The sequence below is a fragment of the Mycobacterium sp. E1747 genome (assembly GCF_001667775.1).
Classification (GTDB): Bacteria; Actinomycetota; Actinomycetes; order Mycobacteriales; family Mycobacteriaceae; genus Mycobacterium.
On record NZ_LZJI01000073.1, the window covers coordinates 38,855 to 63,026 of the forward strand.

At 67.8% G+C, this 24,172-nt stretch carries 15 protein-coding genes, 1 tRNA gene and 2 pseudogenes; 8 read left to right on the plus strand and 10 right to left on the minus strand.

All coding sequences use genetic code 11. The features are described from left to right. Positions 1 to 192: 192 nt before the first annotated feature. The 3 genes from A5695_RS07805 to A5695_RS07815 all read left to right on the plus strand — a co-directional run bounded on the left by A5695_RS07805 (position 193) and on the right by A5695_RS07815 (position 3,577). Positions 193 to 1,431 (plus strand): GNAT family N-acetyltransferase, encoded by a 1,239-nt coding sequence (locus tag A5695_RS07805; protein WP_068079678.1) that lies wholly within the window; start codon positions 193 to 195, stop codon positions 1,429 to 1,431. Positions 1,432 to 1,606: 175 nt separating this feature from the next. Continuing rightward, positions 1,607 to 1,682 (plus strand) — tRNA-Lys (locus A5695_RS07810). 158 nt (positions 1,683 to 1,840) lie between these two features. Then, entirely contained in the window at positions 1,841 to 3,577 is a 1,737-nt protein-coding gene (locus A5695_RS07815; protein WP_068079680.1) for a DUF3556 domain-containing protein, read from the plus strand. Positions 3,578 to 3,581: 4 nt separating this feature from the next. Here A5695_RS07815 and A5695_RS07820 read toward each other — a convergent pair whose 3' ends face one another. Beyond that, positions 3,582 to 3,809: a DUF3618 domain-containing protein gene (locus A5695_RS07820; protein WP_067760600.1), complete on the minus strand. Its 228-nt coding sequence runs from the start codon at positions 3,807 to 3,809 to the stop codon at positions 3,582 to 3,584. A gap of 98 nt (positions 3,810 to 3,907) precedes the next feature. On the opposite strand from A5695_RS07820, the gene bcp reads away from it, so the two are divergent. Beyond that, entirely contained in the window at positions 3,908 to 4,381 is a 474-nt protein-coding gene (gene bcp / locus A5695_RS07825) for a thioredoxin-dependent thiol peroxidase (RefSeq protein WP_068079682.1), read from the plus strand. Between the two features lie 56 nt (positions 4,382 to 4,437). Beyond that, positions 4,438 to 4,944, plus strand: coding sequence for a DUF3060 domain-containing protein (locus tag A5695_RS07830; RefSeq protein ID WP_068079684.1), 507 nt, complete (start codon positions 4,438 to 4,440; stop codon positions 4,942 to 4,944). Between the two features lie 19 nt (positions 4,945 to 4,963). On the opposite strand, the gene A5695_RS07835 is transcribed toward A5695_RS07830, so the two are convergent. From A5695_RS07835 to A5695_RS07855, 5 genes are all read right to left on the minus strand, one after another. Continuing rightward, positions 4,964 to 6,289, minus strand: a complete 1,326-nt coding sequence (locus tag A5695_RS07835; protein ID WP_068079687.1) for a dipeptidase — start codon at positions 6,287 to 6,289, stop codon at positions 4,964 to 4,966. 88 nt (positions 6,290 to 6,377) lie between these two features. After that, positions 6,378 to 6,770, minus strand: coding sequence for a holo-ACP synthase (locus A5695_RS07840; RefSeq protein ID WP_068079689.1), 393 nt, complete (start codon positions 6,768 to 6,770; stop codon positions 6,378 to 6,380). Between the two features lie 31 nt (positions 6,771 to 6,801). Then, on the minus strand, positions 6,802 to 16,026 hold the full coding sequence (locus A5695_RS07845) for a type I polyketide synthase (protein WP_068079692.1): 9,225 nt from the start codon (positions 16,024 to 16,026) through the stop codon (positions 6,802 to 6,804). Between the two features lie 543 nt (positions 16,027 to 16,569). Then, positions 16,570 to 17,292, minus strand: coding sequence for a DUF1906 domain-containing protein (locus A5695_RS07850; RefSeq protein ID WP_068079694.1), 723 nt, complete (start codon positions 17,290 to 17,292; stop codon positions 16,570 to 16,572). Between the two features lie 60 nt (positions 17,293 to 17,352). Continuing rightward, complete coding sequence (locus A5695_RS07855; protein ID WP_068079696.1) at positions 17,353 to 18,252, minus strand: MerR family transcriptional regulator; 900 nt, start codon at positions 18,250 to 18,252, stop codon at positions 17,353 to 17,355. 40 nt (positions 18,253 to 18,292) lie between these two features. On the opposite strand from A5695_RS07855, the pseudogene A5695_RS30195 reads away from it, so the two are divergent. After that, positions 18,293 to 18,724 (plus strand): annotated as a pseudogene (locus A5695_RS30195) (aromatic ring-hydroxylating dioxygenase subunit alpha); the annotation flags it as partial. A gap of 108 nt (positions 18,725 to 18,832) precedes the next feature. After that, positions 18,833 to 19,549: pseudogene (locus A5695_RS30200) on the plus strand (SRPBCC family protein); the annotation flags it as partial. Between the two features lie 59 nt (positions 19,550 to 19,608). Here the strand turns inward: A5695_RS30200 and A5695_RS07865 are convergent. Continuing rightward, positions 19,609 to 20,955: a secreted hydrolase gene (locus A5695_RS07865; RefSeq protein ID WP_068079699.1), complete on the minus strand. Its 1,347-nt coding sequence runs from the start codon at positions 20,953 to 20,955 to the stop codon at positions 19,609 to 19,611. Positions 20,956 to 21,049: 94 nt separating this feature from the next. Here A5695_RS07865 and A5695_RS07870 point away from each other — a divergent pair, with 94 nt between their 5' ends. Further along, positions 21,050 to 22,516, plus strand: coding sequence for an aldehyde dehydrogenase (locus A5695_RS07870; RefSeq protein WP_068079702.1), 1,467 nt, complete (start codon positions 21,050 to 21,052; stop codon positions 22,514 to 22,516). Between the two features lie 160 nt (positions 22,517 to 22,676). Here the strand turns inward: A5695_RS07870 and A5695_RS07875 are convergent, their stop codons facing one another. The 3 genes from A5695_RS07875 to A5695_RS07885 all read right to left on the minus strand — a co-directional run bounded on the left by A5695_RS07875 (position 22,677) and on the right by A5695_RS07885 (position 24,084). Continuing rightward, the gene (locus tag A5695_RS07875; RefSeq protein WP_068079704.1) at positions 22,677 to 23,126 is read right to left on the minus strand and encodes a MaoC family dehydratase; all 450 of its coding nucleotides are present in this window, start codon (positions 23,124 to 23,126) and stop codon (positions 22,677 to 22,679) included. Then, positions 23,123 to 23,596, minus strand: a complete 474-nt coding sequence (locus A5695_RS07880) for a MaoC family dehydratase N-terminal domain-containing protein (RefSeq protein WP_231974756.1) — start codon at positions 23,594 to 23,596, stop codon at positions 23,123 to 23,125. The genes A5695_RS07875 and A5695_RS07880 overlap by 4 nt, the downstream gene beginning before the upstream one ends. 62 nt (positions 23,597 to 23,658) lie before the next feature. Further along, positions 23,659 to 24,084 (minus strand): nuclear transport factor 2 family protein, encoded by a 426-nt coding sequence (locus tag A5695_RS07885; protein ID WP_068079708.1) that lies wholly within the window; start codon positions 24,082 to 24,084, stop codon positions 23,659 to 23,661. Positions 24,085 to 24,172: the final 88 nt, after the last annotated feature.

Genomic DNA, 24,172 nt, shown 5'->3' on the forward strand with positions numbered 1-24,172 from the left:
CGCTGGAGCAGGTTGCCGCTGCGAGTGACCATCGCCACTCGCCAGCGGATAGGTCCAGGCGTTTAACACAATTAATCTAGAACCGCGTTTGATGTACCGGTGGTCGGGTATCGGTCGGAGCGGCGCCTTAGTTAGGAAAACTCGGTATGCATGGCGCCGGTTCGGTTGGACGAGTGTCGGATTGGATGAGCGATGAACACGACGGACAACGCGATCGCGATTAGGCACCCAACCGAAGACGACTGGCTGGCTCTGTATGAGAACCAGGCTCGCACATTCGGCGACCCGGCGGATTCGCACACCGTCGAAGCCTGGAAACGCCGAGTCTCGTTGGAAGACATTCTGATTGCGGAAGACGTCTCCGATCCGCAGGATCGATTTCCGGTCGGCACGTCCATCATCTACCGTTCGCGGCTGACCGTCCCGGGGGGCATCAGCCTGCGGGCTGCGTGGTTGACGATGATCTCGGTCGCCTCGACGCATCAGGGCAAGGGAATTTGGGCCCAGCTCAGCGCGCAGGGACTGCGAATTCTGCTGGATCGCGGCTACCCGATCATCTGCGGTGTCCCGACCCAAACCGCGATTTACGACGGTTTCGGCGCCGGCGTGGCGACGCACGGCCACACCTACGTGATCGAGCGGCGCGCGGCAAAATTGCGAGCCGCGCCCAGTACCAATCGGGCACGCGAGGTCAACGCCGCCCGCGCACGACGTCTGCTGCCGGAAATCTACGAGCGCTGGTGCGACATCACCCCCGGGGCCGTGGCGCGCAATAACGCTTGGTGGGAGGACTATTTGGAGGACAGGCCGACGCAGCGCGGCAACCGGTCTGCCCTGTATCACACGGTCCACCCGGACGGCTTCCTGACCTATCGGATCGCTGATCAGCCGCACCACACCTTCCAGCCACCCTTCGGCACGGTGATCGTCGAGGACTTCTGCCCGATCACGGACGAAGCACATACCGAACTGCTTCAGACGCTGCTGTTTCTGGACATGTTCGACCGGATAGAGATCGAGGTACCGCGCGACGACCCGCTGCCGCTCAAGTTGCGAAATCCGCGCGCCGCTCGGACCAAAGGAGTCAGCGATTTCCTCTGGGCACGCATCAACGACGTGCCAGAAGTGCTTGGTGCCCGCGAGTACGGCGCCGATGCCGACATCGTGCTGGACGTCGCCGACCCGCTCAACCTGGCGGGAGGGCAGTTCCTGCTGCAGACGCGGGATGGCGCGGGCAAGTGCACGCCGCACGACGGACCGGCTGACATCAAGATCTCACTGGCCGACTTGGCGACGATTTACATGGGCGCTTACCGGGTCCGCGAGCTGTTCCGCGCGGACCGCATCACCGAACTGCGTCCCGGCGCGCTGCGCGCACTCGACGCCGCCTTCGGCACCGACCGGGCGCCGTACTGCGGAACGCTTTTCTGAGTTGGGTTCAACGGCCGCAGGCTGTTTCGCCGGGCAAGTTCGGCGGTACGCCCGTCGACCGGCCCACCACCAGCGGCCGGCCCCCGCGGTCGTGGCTATCCTGGAGCAGATCGGAGGATTTCACAGCGCGGCAGGACGCCTGTTATTGTCGCGTACGCGGTCTCGGCCGTCGAAAGCGCCGTTAGCTCAGTTGGTAGAGCAGCTGACTCTTAATCAGCGGGTCCGGGGTTCGAAACCCTGACGGCGCACCACTGAAAAATCCGGGGACGCCTTTTCGCGCCCCGCTGGCCCGCGAATTGGGCCCGCCCGACTTTTTCGGCGTAATTCGGCTGCCGTGCGAATGTGGCGGCAGGTAGCTTCTCCTTCACGGCGAGTGCCCGGTGGAACGAGCCGTGCCGAAGGAGCTGCAATGGGGTTCATCCAGCCGAATCTGCCCGTCGTCGACGTGGCCGAATGGAGCCAGCAACCCCGCGCCCAGCGGATCGTGCCGATGGTGCGCCACATCGCCGAGAACGGCTTCGGCACCCCGCTGGTGATGCATGTGATGTACGGCGTGAAGATCGCGCTGTACGTGCTCGGCGGCTGGGTGTTCGGGTGGTGCACGACGGGCATCGGCAGCTTCACGGGCGTCGCCGCCTGGTGGTCGGAACCGATCGTGTTCGAGAAGGCCGTCCTGTACACGATGCTGTTCGAAGTCATCGGCCTGGGCTGCTGCTTCGGGCCGCTGGCCGGCCGGTACTTCCCGCCGATGGGCTCCATCCTGTACTGGTTGCGCCCCGGCACCGTCCGGCTGCCCCCGTGGCCCGATCGGGTGCCGCTCACCAAGGGCAGCGTCCGCAGCCCGATCGACGCGATCCTCTACGGCGCGCTGCTGGCGCTGCTCGCCGTCGCGCTGATGTCCGACGGCACCGGCCCAATTCCGCCCCTGCACACCGAGATTGGTGTGCTGGCGCCCTGGCACACCGTCGCGATCCTGGCCGTCCTGGCCGTCGTCGGCCTGCGCGACAAGGTGATCTTCCTGGCCGCTCGCGGCGAGGTCTACGCGCCGTTGGCCTTGGTCTTCCTGTTCTCCGGGGCGGACCCCATCATCGGGGCCAAGGTGGTCTTCATGGTGATCTGGTTGGGGGCGGCCACCTCAAAGCTCAACCGGCACTTCCCGTTCGTGATCTCGACGATGCTGGCGAACAACCCGTTCATCCCGTCCGGGGCGCTGAAGCGGTCGATGTTCAAGCGCTATCCGGACGACCTGCGGCCCAGCGCGCTGGCGGGTTTCATCGCGCACTTCTCCACCGCCGTGGAAGGCCTGGTGCCGCTGGCGCTGCTGTTCTCGCACGGTGGCTGGCCGACGGCCGTCGCAGCGTTCGTGATGGTCGTCTTCCACCTGAACATCCTGCTGGCCTTCCCCATGGGGGTGCCGTTGGAGTGGAACGTGTTCATGATCTTCGGGGTGCTGTCGCTGTTCGTCGCGCACGCCGGCCTCGTATTGTCGGACCTGGCCAACCCGTTGCCGGTGGCGATTCTCTTCGTCGTCATCGCCGGTGTCGTCGTCATCGGCAACCTGTACCCGCGCAAGGTGTCCTTCCTGCCGGGCATGCGCTATTACGCGGGCAACTGGGACACCACGGTGTGGTGCGTCAAGCCGTCGGTCGACGAGAAGTTCCGCACCGGCTCGCACGCGCTCGGTCCGATGCAACACCTGCAGCTCGAACGCCTCTACGGCTCAAAAGAGGAGACCCTGGTCCCCCTGCACCTCGCGATGGCGTTCCGCGGGATGAACACCCACGGGCGCGCGCTGTTCACCCTGGTGCACCGCGCGCTGGCCGGCTACGCCGAGGACGACTACAACCTGTGCGAGGGCGAGATCCTGTGCTCGATGGTGCTGGGATGGAACTTCGGCGACGGGCACATGCACAACGAGTGCCTCATCGAGGCGCTACAGCAGCGCTGCCATTTCGAGCCCGGTGACGTGCGGGTGGTGATCCTGGACGCGCAGCCCATCCACATCCAGCGCCAGGAATACCGGCTGGTCGACGCGGCGACCGGCGAATTCGAGCGTGGCTATGTCGACGTCGACGACATGGTCACGTCGCAGCCGTGGGCCGACGACATTCCGGTGCACGCGCAGAGCGGCACCAGCATGACCTGACTCGTCAGCGGTTCCGGACGCGGTGCACCACCACCACGACGACGAGGACACCGACGCCGGCCAGTGACACCGTCACCGCGGGCTTCTTGACGAACGCGATCACGCGAACCTTGAGGTCATCGGCCAGGCGGCGCGGGTTGGCCCGCACGGCAAGCGAGTCGACGGTAGCCGCCAGCTGGTCGCGGGCGACGTCGATGTCCCGCTTGATGGCCTCGGGGTCCCGGTCCGCCACGTGTCTGTCCTCCCAATCGGCCTGATGCACCTGAGGCACTACCCTAGATCAGCTGGCGATAACCCCAACGCTCCGGTGAACAGAAAGGGGCCCCGAAATTGGCCGAGACCACGCGGCTTGCGCCGGGCGACAAAGCGCCCTCCTTCAGCCTGCCCGACGCCGACGGCAACAAGGTGTCGCTAGCCGATTACAAGGGCCGTCGCGTCATCGTCTACTTCTACCCCGCGGCCTCGACACCGGGCTGCACCAAGCAGGCCTGCGACTTCCGCGACAACCTGCACGAACTCAGTGACGCCGGCCTCGATGTCGTCGGCATCTCCCCCGACAAGCCCGAGAAGCTGGCCAAGTTCCGCGACGCTGAGAAGCTGACGTTCCCGCTGCTGTCGGATCCCGACCGCAAGGTGTTGACGGCCTGGGGTGCCTACGGCGAGAAGCAGATGTACGGAAAGACCGTGCAGGGCGTGATCCGTTCGACGTTCGTGGTCGACGAGAAGGGCAAGATCGCGGTCGCCCAGTACAACGTGAAGGCGACCGGCCACGTCGCCAAACTGCGGCGCGACCTGTCAGTCTGAACCGGCCGGAATAGCCGACCATTGCACTCTGCACAGGCCAAAGCGATCATTTAGCGGTGGACTCGGACGACCCCGAGCAATACATTCGCGACCTCGAGCACGGCGCCGGCAAGGCGCCGGGCCCCGCGCCGCAGCCGTTCGGGACGCCCAGCGATGGGCAGTTCGGCGGCCCGCGCAAGTTCGGTGACGTCGCAAAGCTCGCGAACACGCCGCGGGGGAAGTTGATCTTGGGGGCGTGCGCGGTCGTGGCGGCGTCAGCGATCGCGTACTTCGTCAGTCACACCGGCACCACCGTGCAGGGCAACCTGGTGATGATCAACAGCGGCGCAAAAGACACCATCGACTGCAACAACGGAAACCTGAAGCTGGACGGCGACAACAACACCTACACCGTCACCGGCCACTGCGGACGGCTGGGGATCTTCGGCAGCGGGAATCACGTCGCTGCTGACAGTGCCGACACCATCGACGTTTTCGGCGACGACAACGCCGTGACCTACCACTCGGGCTCACCGAGGATCGAGAAGACCGGAAACAACAACGTCGTATCGCAACGGCGGTAAAGCGGTTGCCTGGCCGCCGTTAGGCCAGGTTGGCCAGCAGCAGCGCCTCGGCGATCGCGGCGCGTTCCAGCACACCGAGGTGCAGGCTTTCGTTGATGCTGTGCGCCTGGGTGCCCGGGTCCTCGACGCCGGTGACCAGGATCTTGGCTTGTGGGAACGCTTCGGCGAACTCGGCGATGAACGGGATGGAACCGCCCATGCCCATGTCGATGGGTTCGGTACCCCACGCCTGCCGGAAGGCCGCCCGCGCGGCGTCGTACACCGGACCGCTGGCATCGATGGCGTAGGGCTCGCCGACGTCGCCGCGGGTGACGGTGACCCGCGCGCCCCACGGTGCGTGCTCGCAGAGATGCGAGGTCAACGCGTCCAGGTGCGCGTCGGCGTCGCCGCCGGGGGCAACCCGCATGCTGATCTTCGCCCGGGCCCGCGGGGTGAGCGTATTCGACGCCTTCTCGATCGGCGTGGTGTCGATGCCGATCACGGTGATCGCCGGTTTGGCCCACAGCCGCTGCGGCGCCGAGCCCGAACCGATCTCGGACACCCCGTCGAGCAGCCCGGAGTCGGCGCGCACCCGCTCGGGCGGGTAATCCACAGGGGCGGCGGTACTTTCGTGCAGGCCGGCGACGGCCACGTTGCCGTCGTCGTCGTGCAGGCTGGCCAACAGCCGCACCAGGACGCTCAGCGCGTCGGGCACCACGCCACCCCAGATACCGGAGTGCAGGCCGTGATCGAGCGTGGCGACGTCGACGACGCAGTCGACCAGGCCACGCAGCGAAACCGTCAGCGCCGGAACGTCGGTGCTCCAATTGTCCGAGTCGGCGATGACGATGACGTCGGCGGCCAGCGCGTCGCGGTGGGCGCCCAGCAGCCGGCCCAACGACGGCGACCCGGATTCCTCTTCTCCCTCGACGAAGACCGTCACGCCGACCGGCGGTTGACCGCCGTGCGCCCTGAAGGCGGCCAAATGCGTTGCGATGCCGGCCTTGTCGTCGGCGCTGCCGCGGCCGTAGAGCCGCCCGCCGCGTTCGGTGGGCTCGAACGGCGGCGACGCCCACTGGCCGGCGTCGCCTTCGGGCTGGACGTCGTGGTGGGCGTACAGCAGCACGGTCGGCGCGCCCGGCGGCGCGGGGTGGCGTGCGATGACTGCGGGCGCCCCACCCTCGCTGACGATCCGCACGTCGCCAAAACCGGCCTGCGACAACAGGTCCGCCACCGCCTGCGCGCTGCGGTGCACCTCGTCGCGGCGGCCGGGATCGGCCCACACCGATTCGATGCGCACCAGGTCTTCGAGATCGCGGCGCACCGACGGCAACACCTCGCGGACGCGCTCGACAAGATCGCTCATGATCTCGAGGCTAGTCGGCTTACGCCCAGCGCCGCGCTGGCGTGACTCTGGGCGTCGACAGTCACGCTGGCGTGACTCTCGACAACGCTCAGGTCGTCTCCAGGATCGCCACCGCGGCCGCGGTATCCCCCTCGTGCGTCAGCGACACATGGATCGTCACGTCTGCCAGGTGTTTGGCGATGTCGCCGCTCAGCCGCACCCGGGGCCGCCCCCACATGTCGGTGACCACCTCGATGTCGCGGTGGATGTCCTCGGGCAGCACGGGCCGTTGCGCGAACCGGGACCCCGACCACGCCTTGATCACCGCCTCCTTCGCCGCCCATCGCGCCGCCAGGTGGCGCGCCGCGAACGAACTCTTATCCGAAGCGTCGCGGCGCTCACCCGGGGTGAACGTCTCGGAGAAGACGGTTCCCGGCTGATCGACCTGCTCGGCGAAATCAGGGATGGAGACGACGTCGATCCCCACACCGACAATTCCCATGGAACGCCAGGCTAACGGACGGTCGAATACGTCATCCGACCGAGACCTCGTAGGCCTCGCCCTCACCCAACCGGGATGCCGGGTCCAGCAGCATCGCCGCCTCCTGACGCTTCTCCGGTGCGTCATGGCTGAAACGACGGTCCGCCGGCCGCTCGTACATCGGCGCGCCGCCGGCGATGGCCGAGGCCAGCCGGCGCTGACCGGCCAGCAGTCGCGCCTCGGCACGCCGCTGGTAGTCCGCGCGCTGATCGGCATCAAGCGACGCGATGAACGCCTGCGGGTGCACCAGCGCCACCAGCCCGGACACGTGGCCGAACCCGAGGCTGGTCAGCAACCCAGCCTTGAGCGGGAACTTCTCCGCCAGCCGCAGCGTCTCCCGCACCCAGACGAAGTGCGCCGAGCTGGCCAGTTCGTCGTCGACGCAGTCCAGGCTGCGGTTGGGCGGGATCACGCCGTCGCGCAGCATCTGGCACAGCCCCATCATCTGGAACACCGCCGCGCCGCCCTTGGCGTGGCCGGTGAGGCTCTTCTGCGAGACCACAAACAGGGGAGCGCCCTCGGAGCGGCCCAGCGAGTCGGCCAGCCGCTCATGCAGCTCGGTCTCGTTGGGATCGTTGGCCAGGGTCGAGGTGTCGTGCTTGGAGATCACCGCGATGTCGTCGGCGCCGACGCCGAGCCTGCCGAGCGCCCGCGCCAACTGCGAGTCTTTCCCGCCGCGGCCGGCACCCAGGGCACCCAGGCCCGGCGCCGGGATCGAGCTGTGCACGCCGTCGGCGAACGACTGCGCGTAAGCCACCACGGCCAACACGGGCAGGCCCATCTTGAGCGCCAGGTCGCCCCTGGCGAGCAGGATGGTGCCGCCCCCCTGGGCCTCGACGAAGCCGAGCCGGCGCCGGTCGTTGGGCCGGGAGAACTTCGAGTCGTGGATGCCCCGGCCCCGCATCATGGACGTGTCAGCGGTGGCGGCCATGTCTCCGAAGCCGATGATGGCTTCCAGCGTCAGGTCGTCGAAGCCGCCGGTGACCACCAATTCGGCCTTGCCGAGGCGGATCTTGTCGACGCCCTCCTCGACCGACACCGCCGCGGTGGCGCACGCGCCGACCGGGTGGATCATCGCCCCGTAGCTACCCACGTAGCTCTGAATGACGTGCGCGGCAACAACGTTCGGCAGCACTTCCTGCAGGATGTCGTTCGGCTTGGTTCGGCCGAGCAGGTTGCCGTGATACATGGTCTGCATCGACGTCATGCCGCCCATGCCGGTGCCCTGGGTGCTGGCCACCAGGCCCGGGTGCACCCACCGCATCAACTCGGTCGGGGTGAAGCCAGACGACAGGAACGCGTCGACCGTCGCGACGATGTTCCACAGCGCCACCCGGTCGGTCGAGCTGGCCATGTCTTGGCTGATTCCGAACACAGTCGGATCGAACCCAGTGGGGACCTGCGCGCCGACGACCCGCGACAGCTTGGTCTTGCGCGGCACCCGAATCTCGGTGCCGGCCTTGCGGATCACCTGCCAGTCGCTGGAATCGGGCACCGGCCGCACGATCGTGTGCTCGGGGTCGAAATCGACGAAGGCGCGAGCGTCGGCCTCCGAGGACACCACGAAGGAGAAGTCCTTCTCCAAGAACACCGACACCAGCAGCGGCGAGGCGTGGTCGGGGTCGATCGCGCCATCGTCGACGAACTCGCGAATGCCGACCCGCTCGACCACGATGTCGTGGTAGCGCTCGACCAGCTCGGTCTCGTCGACCAGGTCACCGGATTCGGTGTCGTACCAACCGGGTTGAGGGTCGTCCTCCCAGCGGACCAGGCCGGTGGTCCAGGCCAGCTCGAGGACGCCGGCCGCCGACAGTTCGTTGTCGACCTCCATCTCGAACCGGGTGCGCGACGAACCGTACGGGCCGATCTCGGCGCCGCCGACAATCACCACCAGGTCGGCCGGGTCGACGTCCAAATCGGCCCATTCAGGCGCCGGTGCCGGCTTGAAGCCCCGCGGCGGGGACGGCAGCGCGGCGATGGTGCCTTCGGCCGCAACGTCTTCCGATACCTGCTCGCTCGACGTGGCTTGCTCGCGCGCCTTGGCGGCCAGTTCGGCCATGTCGAGGTTGGCCTCGGCGAGGCCGCCGGTCAGGTCCGCCTTGATCGGCGCGCCGGCCGCCGCCACCTTCGACTCGACGTCGCAGAGGTCCAGCAGCATGGCAGCCATCTGCTCGGTGGAATACGTGGTGACCCCGGCCTCCTCGACCGCCTCGACGATGGCGTCGTTGTGGCCCATCAGCCCGGTGCCGCGGGTCCACCCGATCAGCGCATGCGCCAGGCTGACCCTTGCGGCCCACGAGGATTCGGCGTGCCAACGACTCACCAGCGCGTCCAGTGCCGACTTGGCCTCACCGTAGGCGCCATCCCCGCCGAACATGCCCCGGTTGGGCGATCCGGGCAGCACCACGTGCAGCCGCGACGCGATGTCGCGCTCGGCACCGATCTTGGACAGCCCACCGATCAACCGCTGCACCGCCCACAGCAGAACCTTCATCTCCATCTCGGAGCGCGAACCGGCCTCCGACAGGTCCCCGGCGACGCGGGGCGCCGCGAACGGGAACAGCAGGGTCGGGGTTTGCGCGTCCTTGATGTGAATGGACTGCGGCCCAAGGCTTTCGGTCTGCTCGGTGCCGATCCATTCCACCAGTGCGTCGATGTCGGAGTAGGACGCCATGTTGGCGGCGACCACCCACAGCGCCGCGCCGTACCGCGCGTGGTCGCGATACAGCCCGCGATAGAACGCCAGCCGCTCGTCGTCGAGCTTCGACGTCGTGGCGATGACCGTCGCTCCGCCGTCGAGCAGTCGCGCGACGACCGACGCGGCGATCGAGCCCTTGGAAGCGCCCGTCACCACGGCGACTTCGCTGCTGTACGGACCGGGGTCGGGGTTCTCGGCGCCGGCCGCGATGCGGCCGTACAGCGAGGCATGGATCTGGCGACCGGCGGCCAGCGATTTGCCTTGCCACCAGGTGGCCTGGGTCGCGACGACATGGCCTGTGCCCTCGAACCTTTCGGACAGGCTCTTCCACTGGGCGTCGATCTCACCCTCGTCGGCCAACCAGAGCTTGACCAAATCCTCGCGTGCGCTGGCCCATCGATCGTCGAAGACGACGGCCTTCTTGGCGTCGAAAGCCGGCGCCACCAACCGGGGCCAGTCCGCGCCCAGTTCCCCGGTGACCAGGTCGATCAGCTCGGCGTCGGTAGCCGCCGGCAGCGCGCTCACCGGGTTGTCGTGGCCGAGCTGGCCCAGGATCAGGCGGGCCGCCGAGGCGAGCACACCGTCGCGGCCGGTGATCTGGTCGGTGAATTCGCTCAGCGCGGCCGCGTCGACCGTCGCGCCGCCGCCACCACCGGAAGACGGCAGCGCCACCGCGATCCCCCGACGCGCGGCCACGGAGGCCACCGCGGCGTCGACGACCTTGTCGACCGACGCGGCGTCGGGCAGCGCGCCCTCGTGCAGGTGGCCCATGGCGCCCCCGCGAACGCTGGTGCCCTCGCGGGTGCCCAGCGCCACTTCCACCGTGACATGCTTGGCCCAGCCGTCGCCGAGCTCCCACGTCTTCTTGACCCGCTCGGCGATCGCGGCGGGCCGCTTGCCCGAGGGCCCCAGCACGGTGCGCAGCTGGTCGTTGATCGCGTCGGAAAGCACTGGGCCGAAAGGCTTGTAGGTGCGCGCGAGCTTGGTGACCTGCGACCGCAGACCGGCCAGGTCAGCCTCGGCGGCGCCGTCGATGGCGCCCAGGTTCAACTCCGACCCGAGGTCGACCAGCAACTGGTTGCGCCGCGACGAGGCGCCGTCGGTGATCGACTCGATGGAGTCGAGCTGCTCGATCTGGTCGATGCGCATCTTGGCCGACAGTGCGATCAACGCCAGGGTGGCGTCGGCGGCGTCGAACCCGATGTCATCGGGCCGCGGGCCCGAGGGTGCGGCCGACGGCGCGGGGGCGGCCGGCGCGGCCTCCACCGGAGCACCGGACGCCGTCGGCGCCTCGGCCGGCTCGTCGGCCTCCGGTTCGGGCTCGGGGTCGGTGTCGGTGGCGAAGAGCACCGCCGCGTCGCGCTCGGCGTTGAGCACTTCGACTGTGCTGTGGGCATATTCGGGCAGCTTCAGGGTGTTGGTGGCCAGGCCGGCGACGGTCGGCGCCGACTTCACGCCGATCTCGACGAAGCGCTCGACACCGAGACCGCCGGCCGCCTCCTCGGTGAACAGCAGGTCCTGGGTTTCGATCCAACGCACCGGGCTGGCGAACTGCCAGGCCAAGAGCTCGATCAAGACGATGCGTGCCATCTCGTTGCGGCGCTCGGCGAGCCAGGTGTCGTAGTCGGCCAGGATCGCGTCGAGCGGCTCGGCGGGCACCAGATCCCGGATCTCCTGGATGAAGTCGCGGTCCAGGGTGAACGGACGCGGCACCAGGTTCGGGATGTAGCGCCCGATGATGACGTCGGGATCCTTGTCGCGCGGCATCACACGCTCCAGCGAGCGGCGGAACTCCGCAACCCCGACGCGCAGCACCCGCGAGTGGAACGGCACGTCAATGCCCGGCACCAGGATGAACGAACGCTTGCCGCCGCTGAGCTCGCGGCGACGTTCCACCTCGGCCTCCAGCTCCTCGAGGCCGCGGACGGTGCCGGCGATCGCGTACTGCGAACCGCGCAGGTTGAAGTTCACGATCTCCAGGAATTCCCCGGTGCGCTCGGCGATTCCGGCCACGAAGCCGGTGACTTCGTCGTCGGGCAGGTCGATCTGCGATGGCCGGATGGCGGCCAGCCGGTAGTTCGAGCGGCCCAGCTCGTCGCGCGGCACGATGTCGTGCATCTTCGAACCACGGTGAAACACCGTCTCCAACAACGCTTCCAGCTCGTAGATGCCCGTGACACAGGCCAGCGCGGTGTACTCCCCGACCGAGTGACCGCAGGCGATCGCACCTTCGACGAAGGCACCCTGCTCACGCATCTCGGCGACTTGGGCCGCCGCCACGGTCGCCATCGCGACCTGGGTGAACTGCGTCAGGTACAGCACCCCTTCGGGGTGGTTGTAGTGCACGCCGCTGGCGATGATGCTGGTCGGGTTGTCGCGCACCACGTGCAGCACCGAGAAGCCCAGGGTGTCGCGGGTGAACTTGTCCGCCTTGTCCCACACCTTGCGGGCGGCCTTCGACCGGGCGCGGACGTCCATGCCCATGCCCTTGTGCTGAATCCCCTGGCCCGGGAATGCGTACACCGTGTGGGGGGCGGCCAGGCGCGCCGTCGCCGACATCACCAGGTCGGACCCGATGCGGGCCGCAACCTCCAGAACCTCTGCGCCCTGGTCGATTCCGACGCGCTCGACACGGAAGTCGACCTCGTCGCCGGGGCGCACCATGCCCAGGAATCGCGCCGTCCAGCCGATCAGCCGGGCCGGCGGGCGCGCCTGGCCATCGGTGGCGGTCACCGCGTGCTGCGCCGCGGCCGACAACCACATGCCGTGCACGATCGGCGATTCCAGGCCGGCCAGCAGGGCCGCCGCGCGGTCGGTGTGGATGGGGTTGTGGTCACCGGACACCACCGCGAACGGTCGCATGTCGACCGGGGCGGTCAGCCGGACGTCGCGGCGGCGGCGACGCGGGGTGTCGGTGGCGTTTTCCGATACCGCACCGCCGGCCCGCACCGGGTCGGTGAGCTCGGCGACGCCCGTGCGACCAAGGATCGCGAAGCGCTCGTCGAGACGGGCGATGGTCGCGCCATCGGCGCCGGCGATGCTCACCGCGACCCGGACCACCCGGCCCATGTCCGTGTCGATGGCAGGGGAAGCCGTTGCACTGATTGCCAATTGGGCCTCAGCCTTGGGCAGCACGCCGACGACGTGGGCGGCGTGGTCCAGGTGCACGAGGCTCAGCAGGCCCTCGACGACCGGGACGCCGGCGTCGGTTGCCGCCGAACCAATCGCCGCGAAGACCGCGGGCCAGCACAGGCCGACCAGCGCGTCGGGCACGGTGGTGAGCCCGGGCGCCAACGGTTCGCCGAAGGTCGCGGTGACCCCGGTGTGATCGGCGACCCGCTCGGGGTCCCAGTCCACCGTCACGGTGGCCGTGCCGTCGACGACCGCGGGCAGGAATTCCGGCCCGTCGACGCCGGCGGCGATCGCCAGCACGGCGCGCATGGCGGTGGCGGCGTCCTCGGTGGACACCACGGGGGTCCCGCCGTCGACCGTGTTGGCCGGCAGGCTGAACGGGATGTCGATCCAGGTTCCCGAGATCGGGACGCTGAGCACCACCCGGTCGCCGTCGACCTCGAGCCGCGCGCCCGTGAATGAGTTTGTGGCACGGCGGCTTTCGGGCCCCTCGTGCACCAGCCAATCGCCGGGGTCGGCGATCCGGTGGACCGGGTTGGTCGCGGTGCGGCCGGCCCACTGCACGTCGGGGGCGTCCAACACGACGGCGAGCGGTCCGGTGACGTCCGGGCGACCCAGTCGACGCGACGCGACGGCGCGGGGCTGCCCGTTGGCGGACAGCACCTCGTCGATGGCGGTCTGCTCGAAGCGGTCCAGCAACTCACCGACGGGTTCGTCCATCCGGGTGATGCCGGCCACGGCCGCGGTGCCCGGGATGATGCACACCTGGTCGGCGTCGTAGCGGGCATCGTGCGCCTGCCACAGCGAGTCGCTGCGCCACCAGCGCCGCACGTCCTTGTCGATGACCGGTACGAAGTTGACGGGCTTGCCCAGCATCTTGCACAGGGTGACGAAGAAGGGGACGTCAGCCGGGTGCAGTTGCACCGTGTCGGCGTCGGGGTAGTGGGCAAGCAGCGCGGCGATTGCGTCTTCGGGCCGTTCCAGCAGCGCGGCATCGTTGAACAAGGTCTCGATGGGGCCGGAATCGTTTGCGTGCAAACGGGCTTCGGCGCGCTGCAGCATCTGCTGGAACCGGTCGCGCCAAGTGTCGGCCAGCCACGGGCTGCCCGGTGCGGCGGTGTCGGCGGTGGAGTTGCCCTCCCCGATGCTCAGCTCGACGTAGCGCCGCAGCCACTGCAGGTAGGTCATGTCGGCCACGTCGCCGAAGTACGGCTTGGCCGTGTTGGCCATCGCCGCGATGATCTCGTCGCGACGAGCTGCCACGGCCTCCGCGTCACCGGCGACCTCGTCGAGGAGCCGCCCGCACCGCGAGGCGCTGTTGTCGATCTCGTGGATGTCGGCACCCAGCTGGCTGCGGCTGGAAGCCATGCCGCCCACGGCTTTTCCGGCACCCACCCACTGATCGGTGCCCTGCGTTTCGACCAGCATCCGCTTGACCGACGGCGACGTGGTGGCCTCCTTGGTCGCCATCGCCGCGGTGCCGACCAGGATGCCGTCGATCGGCATCAGGGGGAAGCCGTACGCCTGCGCCCAGCGTCCGGACAGGTACTCGGCCGCCCGCTCGGGGGTGCCGATCCCACCGCCGACGCAGACGGTGATGTTGGGGCGCGACCGCAACTCGGAATACGTTGCCAGCAGCAGGTCGTCGAGGTCTTCCCAGGAGTGGTGGCCGCCGGCGCGCCCGCCCTCGATGTGCACGATGACCGGCTTGGTGGCCACTTCGGTCGCGATTCGGATGACCGAGCGGATCTGCTCGACCGTGCCGGGCTTGAACACCACGTGACTGATGCCGACGGCGTTCAGCTCCTCGATCAGCTCCACCGCATCCTCGAGGTCGGGGATGCCGGCGCTGATCACCAGGCCGTCGATCGCCGCGCCGGACTGACGCGCCTTCTGCACCAAGCGCTTTCCGCCGACCTGCAGCTTCCACAGGTACGGGTCGAGGAACAACGCGTTGAACTGATAGGTGCGGCCCGGCTCGAGCAGCGTGGCGAGCTCATCGACGCGGGCGGCGAAGATTTCCTCGGTGACCTGCCCACCGCCGGCCAGCTCCGCCCAGTGCCCCGCGTTGGCCGCGGCGGCGACGATCTTGGCGTCGACCGTCGTCGGGGTCATGCCCGCGAGCAGAATCGGCGAGCGTCCGGTCAACCGGGTGAACTTCGTCGAGAGCTTGACCCGGCCGTCGGGAAGGCGGACGACGGTGGGGGCATAGGTCGACCATGCCCGCGCCACCTCGGGGACGGCGCCGACCGTGAACAGGTTGCGCTGCCCGCCCCGGGTCGCGGCCGGCACGATGCCGACACCCAGGCCGCGGATCACCGGCGCGGTCAGCCGGGTCAGGATGTCACCGGGTCCCAGGTCGAGGATCCAGCGCGCACCGGCCTCGTGCACCCGGCTGATCTCCTCGACCCAATCCACGCGGCGCACCAGGATGGACTCGGTCAGTTCGCGCGCCAGCGCGACATCGAGCCCCACCTTCTCGGCCCACCCGCCGACGATGTCGATGCCATCGGCCAACCGGGGCGTGTGGAAGCCGACCTCCACCTGCACCGGATCGAACACCGGCGAGAAGACGTCCCCACCGCGCAGCTTGTTCTTGCGGTCGGCCTCTTCCTTTTCCGAGATCTGCCGGCAGTACAGCTCGAACCGGGACAGCTGTTCGGGCGTTCCGGTGATGACGACCGAACGCCGGCCGTTGCGAATGGACAGCACCGGCGGCAATACGGTGCGGACATCCTGCGCGAACTCGTCGAGCAGCCGGCTGATGCGCTCGGGGTCGGCGTTGGTCACCGACACCATCGGCGGGCGGTCGCCGAGCACGGAGATCCCGCGCCGACGGGCCACCAGCGTGCCGGCAGCACCAATCAGCTGCGCCATCGCCAGCAGCTCGGCGTCACGGGCGCCCCCGGCCTTGAGCGCCTCGACGGCGAGCACCCCTTGCGAATGCCCGGCCACGGCCACCGGCGGGGTGTCGTTCAGGTCCATGCCTTGACGCGCCAGGGCGCGCACGGCCGCGATCTGGGTGAGCAGCACACCCGGAATCGACACCGCGGCCGACGTGAGGTGCTTGGCCGACGGGACCGGGTCCTCGGCCGCCAGCGCGCGAACCCAATTGAGCGGCTCGAAACCGATCGGCCGCACCACAACCAGCTCTTTGGCCACCGGCTCGAGTAGCAGCTCCACCTCACCGGCCAGCGTTGCCAGCTCCGATTCGATCCCAGCCGAGGACACCAGCTCTTCGAGGGTTTCCAGCCAGGCGCTGCCCTGGCCGCCGAACGCGACGGCGTACGGCTCGCCGGCCGTCAGACGGTCGACCAGAGCGTGGGCGGTGCGCGGTCCGTTCGGCTCGCGCTCAGCGGACAGCCGGTCGTGCTCGTGGATCGTCACGTCTGTATCTCCCTCAATGCGTCATGTACGTCTTACGTATCAGTGCGTCCAGCCGGTCCGTCGGGGACAGGAACTCACCGAGTCCATCGATTCCGCATCGAATCGCGACCGAAAATCCGCCTGACCCGTGTCTTGTCGGATGGGCGGGCCCGTGGATCGAGCGGCTCGGCGGACTGCATCGGCTGCACTAAGAGTGTCATAAGGGTCGACCCTCGTTTGGCCTCGTGATCGGTTACTGGTGAGTACTACGCACGGGTAACCGTGTCGTGGGTAACACGAGGTTTAATCGGCGGCGCGGGCGCGGCGAACAAACCTGCTGCATGCAGGTGGTTACGGTCGAGTAGCTATAACTGCGCTGATCAAAGCAGTTTTGTTATGTAATCGTTATGTAAAAATTTCGAGCCGTCGAGCCGCACCGAGCCCGCTTCGGCCGTGTTTCTCGGGCGGCATTCGCGCCCGCCGCCGCGAAGAGTGAGCGAACGAGTGTTTGCTGGGATCTCTAAGAGTCGCGGCGCGAGGGTGACCGGTGAAGCAATTCGGCGACTATGCCCATTGGCCGAATTGCGGCTGGAGGATTTCGTTGATGTCCACCCCAACCCCACCGACGCTGCGTTTGTCGATCTCGACCTGGTGCAAATGGGCGGCCGGGTGGGTCAATCCCTTGGGTGACCCCCAGTTGTGCTGCCAGAAGTAGGAGCCCAAACCGTCGTGCAGCGCCCAGTCGATGGTCTTCGAATTGGCGTACACACCTGTGCGCTGATGACCGATCACCGACTCCCACGACCGCAGATAGGGCGCGATCAGCTGTTTGTACTGGTCGTACGAGGGGTCGTCGTCGATGGAGGCGTAGATCGGCGCGCTCGCGGGCCCGCCGGCGGCGGCGTGCAGCTGCATCCCGCGCTGCGCGTGCTGCAGCCCGGCATTGGCTCCCCCGAGCCAGTCGGCGGTGTTGCCCTTGCCGTACTGATAACAGGAAACGATTTTCAGACCGTTGCTGTTGAGGTCGCGCGCCTCGGCGACCTGGATCGGCTTGCCCAACATCCAGTTGCCACCGGGTCGCCGGTCCGACACGTACCTGATCGATCCCACGGCCCCCGCGGCCCTGATCTGGCTGGCCGGGATGACGCCCGCCGCGTAGTCCAACAGGGTGCCGAGCGACGCCGACGCCGGTGTGGCCACCACGGACGCGCCTGTGACGCCCAGACCCACCAAGGCTGGGGTTGCAGCCGCGAGTCTGAGCAGGTCACGTCGCGAAACCGAGGACACAAGCGACAGCGTACGGCAGTAGTCCCATCTGGCACATTGACCACAGTGATCACATCTGCATCACGGTGCCGCATCCTCGGTTTGGGGCGACGCCACCACGGGCAGCACGATGACGCTCACCGTCTCCAGACCACGGCCAGCGGTCTGCCGGGCGATCGCGTCAAGGAAGTGAGCGGCGGCCGGGTTGATCGACCCCGCCCAGGCCCGGAATCCCTGGACGATGACCGGGTCGCGCTCCAACGACGGATGCACTGCCCTCAGCACGCCTACCACGTCGTCGGGCAGCGGGTCGGCGAGCTGTTCGTCGATCCAGCGCTGGGCGAGCTCGGTGGCCGCGCCCTCGTCGGCCAACTTGATCACGTCGCCGGCGAGGTTGCGCAGCCGGTCGAACAGCACCTGGCGTCCCGGCGTCTCGGCCAGTTCCGCCAGCAGCGTGCTGGCCGCCGCCGGCAGGACCATCTGCCCGAAGAGCACCGGGACCGGCAGGTCCCACTCCTGGAACAGGTCGGCGTACATGCCGGCGACGGGCTCGGACAGCGGCGCGCTGAGCCGCCCGATGACCCCGATGCTGTCGCGGTGCGTCGTCGCAAGCCTGCGCAGGATGCCCTCGTTGCCGTCTTCGGCGGGGCGATCGGTGGCCGCGCGGGATCGGTCGATGGCCGCGATCAGCTGGTCCAGCCGGTCGCGCTGACGCACCAACAAGGTCCGATGTTCATCGAGCAGACCCGCCAACGTGGTGCGGCCACCCGCGATCAGCCGCTGGATGTCGTTGATGCTGACGCCGAGGCTTCTCATCAGATCGATGCGCAACAGGTCGAGCACCTGCTCCACGTCGAAGACGCGGTAGCCGTTGGACAGATGCTCGGCGCGCAGCAGGCCGATCTTCTCGTAGTGGCGGATGCGACCGGAAGCGATCCCGGTCAGGGCCGTGACGTCGCCGATCAGCAACTGCTCAGCCACTCCTTGACCTTACAACTGTGGCAAGGTCTGTACTGATCAGATGGAACGCGACCAGCTGATCGATCTCACCCGCCGCGCCTTGAAGTTGGCGCGCGACAGAACCACCGATCTCGCCCCGCAGGAGCACCGGGTCCAGGCGCGGGCCTACACGTCGGCGGAGCGCCACGAGCAGGACCGCGCCCTGGTGATGGCCAGCCCGCAGCTGGTCGGCTATGCCTCGGAGTTGCCCGCCCCCGGCGCGTATTGCACCAAGACGGTGATGGGCCGGTCCATCCTGCTGACCCGGACGGCCGACGGATCGGTCAAGGCGTTCGACAACGTCTGCCTGCACCGCCAGTCGCAAGTGGTGACGGGTTGCGGCAGCGCGAAACGATTCACCTGCCCGTACCACGCGTGGACGTACGACAACAGCGGGCGCTTGGTCGGCCTGCCCGGTCGCGAGGGGTTTCCGAGCGCGGCGATCGCAAGCGCGGCGAAGCCGGGCGCAGCGGGTCGCCGCCAAACCCCCGCGGCGATCGCAAGCGCGGCGAAGCCGGGCGCAGCGGGTCGCCGCCAAACCCCCGCGGCGATCAAGGCCGATGGTTTGACGGCGTTGCCCGCCGCCGAGTATGCGGGGTTCCTTTGGGTCGCATTGGATCCCGCCACGGACCTGGATGTCGCCGCGCATCTGGGCCCCTTGGCCGCCGAGCTCGATTCGTGGGGCATCGGGCGCTGGTCTCCCCTGGGCGAGAAGGTGCTCGACCGCCCGATCAACTGGAAGCTCGCGGTCGACACCTTCTCGGAGAACTACCATTTCGCCACCGTGCACCAGCAGACCTTCGCCACTATCGCCCGCAGCAACTGCACGGTGTTCGACGCATTCGGTCCGCACCACCGGCTGATCTTCCCGCTCAACACGATCCTGGGACTCGACGAGGTCCCCGAAGAGCAGTGGGATCCGTTCCAGAACTTGGTCGTGATCTACGCGCTGTTCCCCAACATCGTGCTGTCGGTGACCATCGCCAACGGCGAGCTGTTCCGGATCTACCCGGGCGATCGGCCAGGGAGATCGATTACCGTTCACCAGAATTCGACACCGCTGGATGTCTCCGACGAATCGGTGGCCGCAGGCGCCCAGGCCGTCTTCGAGTACGCCCACTCCACCGTGCGCGACGAGGACTACCGGCTGGTCGAGGGCCTGCAGGCCAACCTCGAGTCGGGCGCTAGCGATCACTTGCTGTTCGGGCGCAACGAACCCGGGCTGCAGCATCGCCACATCGCCTGGTCCCGTGCGCTTGCGGAGGCTCGCGACACTTAAACCACGCACACGACACGCCGCACAACGTGTGCGTGGTTTCAGTCTCGACGCCACGCCTCTCAATCGGTGCCGGATATAGCCGCCACCAGGTCGTCCAATAGCGTGGCGAGCGCGTCGTTTTGGGCCGTGCGCACCGTGGTCAACAGCCCCACCGCTTCCTGCCGGCGTCCCCGGGCCAACAGCTGCACCAGCAGACCCGCGGCCATCTGCAGGTCCCGGTCGGCGGGTTCCATGTTCGCGACAGTGGTGGCCAGCACCTCCACCAGCTCCCAGTCCCGATACATGGCCAGCGAGCGCTCGTTGAACGCAAAGCCGGTCACGGGTTTGCCCCACAGGGTCCCGCTGTAGCGGTACGGACCCTCCATGTATTCGATCGGCAAGCCGTGCGCCGGCGCGGGTACCAGGGGCTCCCCGATGACGTCGAGTTCCATCGTGCGGCAGGTGATCCGGTGGCGATCCGGCATGTATCGGGCGGCCGCATGCGGCCGCACCAACGGCTGCACCGCCTCCGGCCAGCGCACATAACTGCGGATCGTCACCTCGACGTCTTCGGCGCATTCCGGCGGAATGGCCGGGTCGGGATGACTCATCGTCACGCCGGTAAACGGCTGCAGCGCATTGCCATTGGTGCGGTCGAACTGCCGCCAGATGCTCAGGTCGACGCCATTGTCGAAGTTGATGGTGCGCCATTCATGGGACCGCGCCCGCGGGTCTCCCCCGGTCCCGCCGCCGCCGGCGTACTTCGGGAACCACTGCCGGTCGATGTGCCCGCTGCTGCCGGAAACCTGTTCGACGACGTCGCCCCAACGCAGCGTGCCCGCCATCGCCATGCCGGTCTGGAAGTACGAGTAGGTCTCGACCTGGCCAAAGCAGCAGATCTTCCCGTTGTACGTCGAGGCACCCACCGGGGTCGGTGCGCGCGTTGGCGTTACGGCCAGGTCCAGGCGCATCGGGCGACCCGCCTGGTCCTGGCCGACCAAGCTGACGCGATAGGTATAGGGCAGCAGCCCCCCGTCGGCGTCTCGACACGTGGTCCAAGATGCGGTGCCGGCGCCGCTCACGTAGTGGATGTCCAGATAGCCCGGCGTCAGGCTCAGCTTGGGCTGCGCTGAAGGCGTCATGTTGGCCGGCGGCATGTCGTAGTCCGTGTAGGTGCCGTAGTCACCGGTGTCGAGATCGAACAGCGCCAACGTGTAAAAGTCCGCGACCACGGTCCCGCCGGGCCGATTCTTGTTGAATATCGTCAGAAAGGCGAACGACCGGTCGGACTCGGCAGCCTCAAGCTGCCCCGCGATGAACCAGGTGTCCGACTCCTGATCCGGGTGCTCACCTTCGGCGGCGGGAAAATCCAGCTGGCTGTCTCCGGGCACCAACTGGAACGGGTAACTGCGCCAATCGCTGGTCATATCGGCCCTCGCTGCTTTTTTGGCTATGTTAGCGTCAATAGCGAAATCACGGTCACTCTGCCATGTGCGCCCAACCCTCCCGAGGAAGTGTCCGATGACAGCAATTGCCGACCACCGGTCCTACAGCGAACTCTTCATCGGGGGACAGTGGCGCAAGCCCGCCAATCCCCAACAACTCGCCGTCATCTCCCCGCACTCGGAAGAACCGGTCGGGCAGGTGCAGGTGGCTGGGCCGGAAGACGTCGAAGCGGCCGTCGCCGCCGCACGACACGCCTTCGACCACGGCCCGTGGCCGCGGATGACCCACGCCGAGCGCATGGCCAAAGTCGAACAGCTCGCCACGATCTACGCCGGCCACATCGAGGGGATGGCCGACCTGATCACCGACGAGATGGGCTCCCCGCGCAGCTTCAGCCGAATGGGGCAGGCGGCGGCCGCGGCGACGCTCATCCACCTGTCGCTGGCGGCCGCGCGCGAGTTTCCGTGGGAGGAACGGCGGCAGGGCGTGCTCGGCGAAGTGCACCTGCGCAGGGCCCCGGTCGGGGTGGTCGGTGCGATCGTCCCGTGGAACGTGCCGCAGTTCTTGATCATGCCCAAGCTGATCCCTGCGTTGATCGCGGGGTGCACGGTCATCATCAAACCCGCGCCCGAAACCCCTTTGGACGCTTTGTGGTTGGCGGAGATGATCGAGCAGCTGGACCTCCCCGACGGGGTCGTCTCGGTGCTCCCCGGCGGCCCTGAGATCGGCGAGGCGCTGGTACGCCATCGGGGTATCGACAAGATCGCGTTCACCGGCTCGAGCGCCGTCGGCCGCCGCATCGCCGCACTGTGCGGCGAACAGCTCAAGCGCGTGAGCCTGGAATTGGGCGGCAAGTCCGCGGCGATCATTCTCGACGACGCCGACGTCGGCAAGACCGTCGCCGGATTGAAAACCGCCGGACTGATGAACAATGGCCAAGCCTGCGTCGCCCAGACCCGCATTCTGGTCAGCGACCGACGACACGACGAGGTCGTCGACGCGCTGGCCGACATGATGTCGGCCCTCAACGTCGGTGATCCGGCCGACGACGCCACCGACATCGGACCCCTTGTCGCGCAACGGCAACAACGACGCGTCCAGGACTACATCAAGTCCGGCCAGGCCGAGGGGGCCCGGGTCGTCCTCGGCGGCCAGGACAGCCCGTCGGACCACGGCTGGTACGTGCGGCCGACGCTGTTCGCCGACGCCACCAACGACATGCGCATCGCCAGGGAGGAGATCTTCGGCCCGGTGTTAACGGTGCTGCGCTACCGCGATGAGGACGACGCCATCCGCATCGCCAACGAGACCGACTACGGTTTGGCCGGTTCGGTGTGGACCTCCGACATCGCACACGGCATGGAGATCGCGGCCGGTGTGCGGACCGGCACCTACGGCATCAACATGTACACGCTCGACATCGGCGCCCCGTTCGGCGGCTTCAAGCAGTCGGGTATCGGACGTGAATTCGGCCCGGAGGGCCTTGACGAATACGTCGAGCTGCAGACGTTGGTGTGCAAAGGACAGCTACCGCCGCTATAACCGCCGTCAGTGGCCCCTGCCCATCATCGGGGCATATGACGATTTCCGGTTGCGATATCACCGGCGATATCAAAATCCGTACCCGTCCCATGGTCGCTGGAGCTGGCCGCCGCGACGCCGTTAGCGTCGGCAGACCGCGAGATGCAGCGCGGCTACCTCGTCATCGGCCACTGACGGGCATCTGCAGGGTGAGCTCGACCGGGCAACACAGCGCGCCGTGCTGATTGGTCACCTGAATCTCGATGTCGACGAGGCAACGGGGCGGGTCCACCGAGTCGTCGCGACGCTTGGCCACCGCGCGCCCCCGGCCGATCATCGTGTCGCCGGCGTACACCGAACCCATCAACCGCAAGGAGCGCCGCACCACGCGACTGCTCGGGCCCGCCCAATCGGTCGCGACGCGGTCGGCGAAGCCGGCGAGGTGCATCGTGTTGACGTAGATGGTCGGATTGCCTTGCCGCCGCGCATATTCCGGGTCGAAATGACCCGGGAAATAGTCCCACGTCGCTCCGGCGTTCTCGACCACTCGCTGGTAGCTGATGTGGTCGACAACCTCGGGCAGGTCGACCGGAACGCTGATCTCGTCGAAGTCCAGGCCGTCGCCTGTCACGCGGATACCCCCGGAGTGAAGCGGAACAACGTGTTGCGGCACCGGGCGACCACCGTCTGGTCCTGACGGCGATAGGTCTCCAGCGTCTCGACGAAATGGCCGACACCCAGCCGCGTCCGCTTCTCCGGTGACACCGACACCAGTTCCTCGACGACGGTGAGCACGTCACCTTCGACGATGGGCTCCAGGAACTCGACGTCGTTGGCCGCGTTGATGAACGTGGTGCCCGGCAGCGGCACCCGCAACACCATGGACGCCGTCGGCGACCTGCCCTGCGGCTGCCACGGCGGGGGGATCAGCCACCCCATCAACAGGGCCGGGGGCGCAAGCAGGCCGCCCCACGTCCGATTCGCGAAATCGGCGTCCCAGTAGGAACGATTGCGGTCGTGGACCATCGCGGCGAACAACTGGATGCGCGCGCCGCTGACCGCCGTGGCCGCGGTGCGCGGCTCGCTGGCGGCGCCGACCATCCGCAGCGCGTCTTCGTAGGCGCCGAAGGCCAGCTGGTAACTGAGGTCGGGATCCACGCCACTCACATAACGAGCGGGTGCCTGCTGGGCGCCGAATCCCATTGCAGCGCACGGGAAGTGAAGTACCAGCCGCCACGCTCATAGATGAGCGTGTCCCGGAAGATCCCCGTGGCCCGCAGCGTGGTGTCACCGTACATGGCGGCGAAAAGCACGGCGACGCAATGCTGTGTCGCGTTGACCCCGTCGACACGGATCTCATGATCGAGGGTGACCAGCCGTTGTCCGTCGCCGCCGTCGAACGCCGCGCGCAGGTCATCGAACGTGTCACCGTCGCGGTGATAGGTCGCACCGGAGTGACGGAACGTGGCGATCCAGCGGTCACGATCGCCGTCGGAGTAGGCCCGGTTGTGCCGGGCGTTCAGGTTGAGGATGGCAGCGCGGCCCGTGGCGGCCTGCAGCATTTGCTGTTCCTGATAGGACATGGTCATTGCGGTCTCCAGACTTTCCCGGGAAAGGACTGCCAACGAGCGGACGCACGTAACACTAAAGTAACTTTCCGACTAGTACGTAACATTG

Excerpts from the sequence above, each read along its gene's own strand:
- A5695_RS07870 (WP_068079702.1), top strand. The coding sequence starts at position 21,050 with ATGACAGCAATTGCCGACCACCGGTCCTACAGCGAACTCTTCATCGGG.
- A5695_RS07835 (WP_068079687.1), bottom strand. The coding sequence starts at position 6,289 with ATGAGCGATCTTGTCGAGCGCGTCCGCGAGGTGTTGCCGTCGGTGCGC.
- A5695_RS07815 (WP_068079680.1), top strand. The coding sequence starts at position 1,841 with ATGGGGTTCATCCAGCCGAATCTGCCCGTCGTCGACGTGGCCGAATGG.
- A5695_RS07865 (WP_068079699.1), bottom strand. The coding sequence starts at position 20,955 with ATGACCAGCGATTGGCGCAGTTACCCGTTCCAGTTGGTGCCCGGAGAC.
- A5695_RS07880 (WP_231974756.1), bottom strand. The coding sequence starts at position 23,596 with ATGGTCGGCGCCGCCAGCGAGCCGCGCACCGCGGCCACGGCGGTCAGC.
- A5695_RS07885 (WP_068079708.1), bottom strand. The coding sequence starts at position 24,084 with ATGACCATGTCCTATCAGGAACAGCAAATGCTGCAGGCCGCCACGGGC.
- A5695_RS07840 (WP_068079689.1), bottom strand. The coding sequence starts at position 6,770 with ATGGGAATTGTCGGTGTGGGGATCGACGTCGTCTCCATCCCTGATTTC.
- A5695_RS07805 (WP_068079678.1), top strand. The coding sequence starts at position 193 with ATGAACACGACGGACAACGCGATCGCGATTAGGCACCCAACCGAAGAC.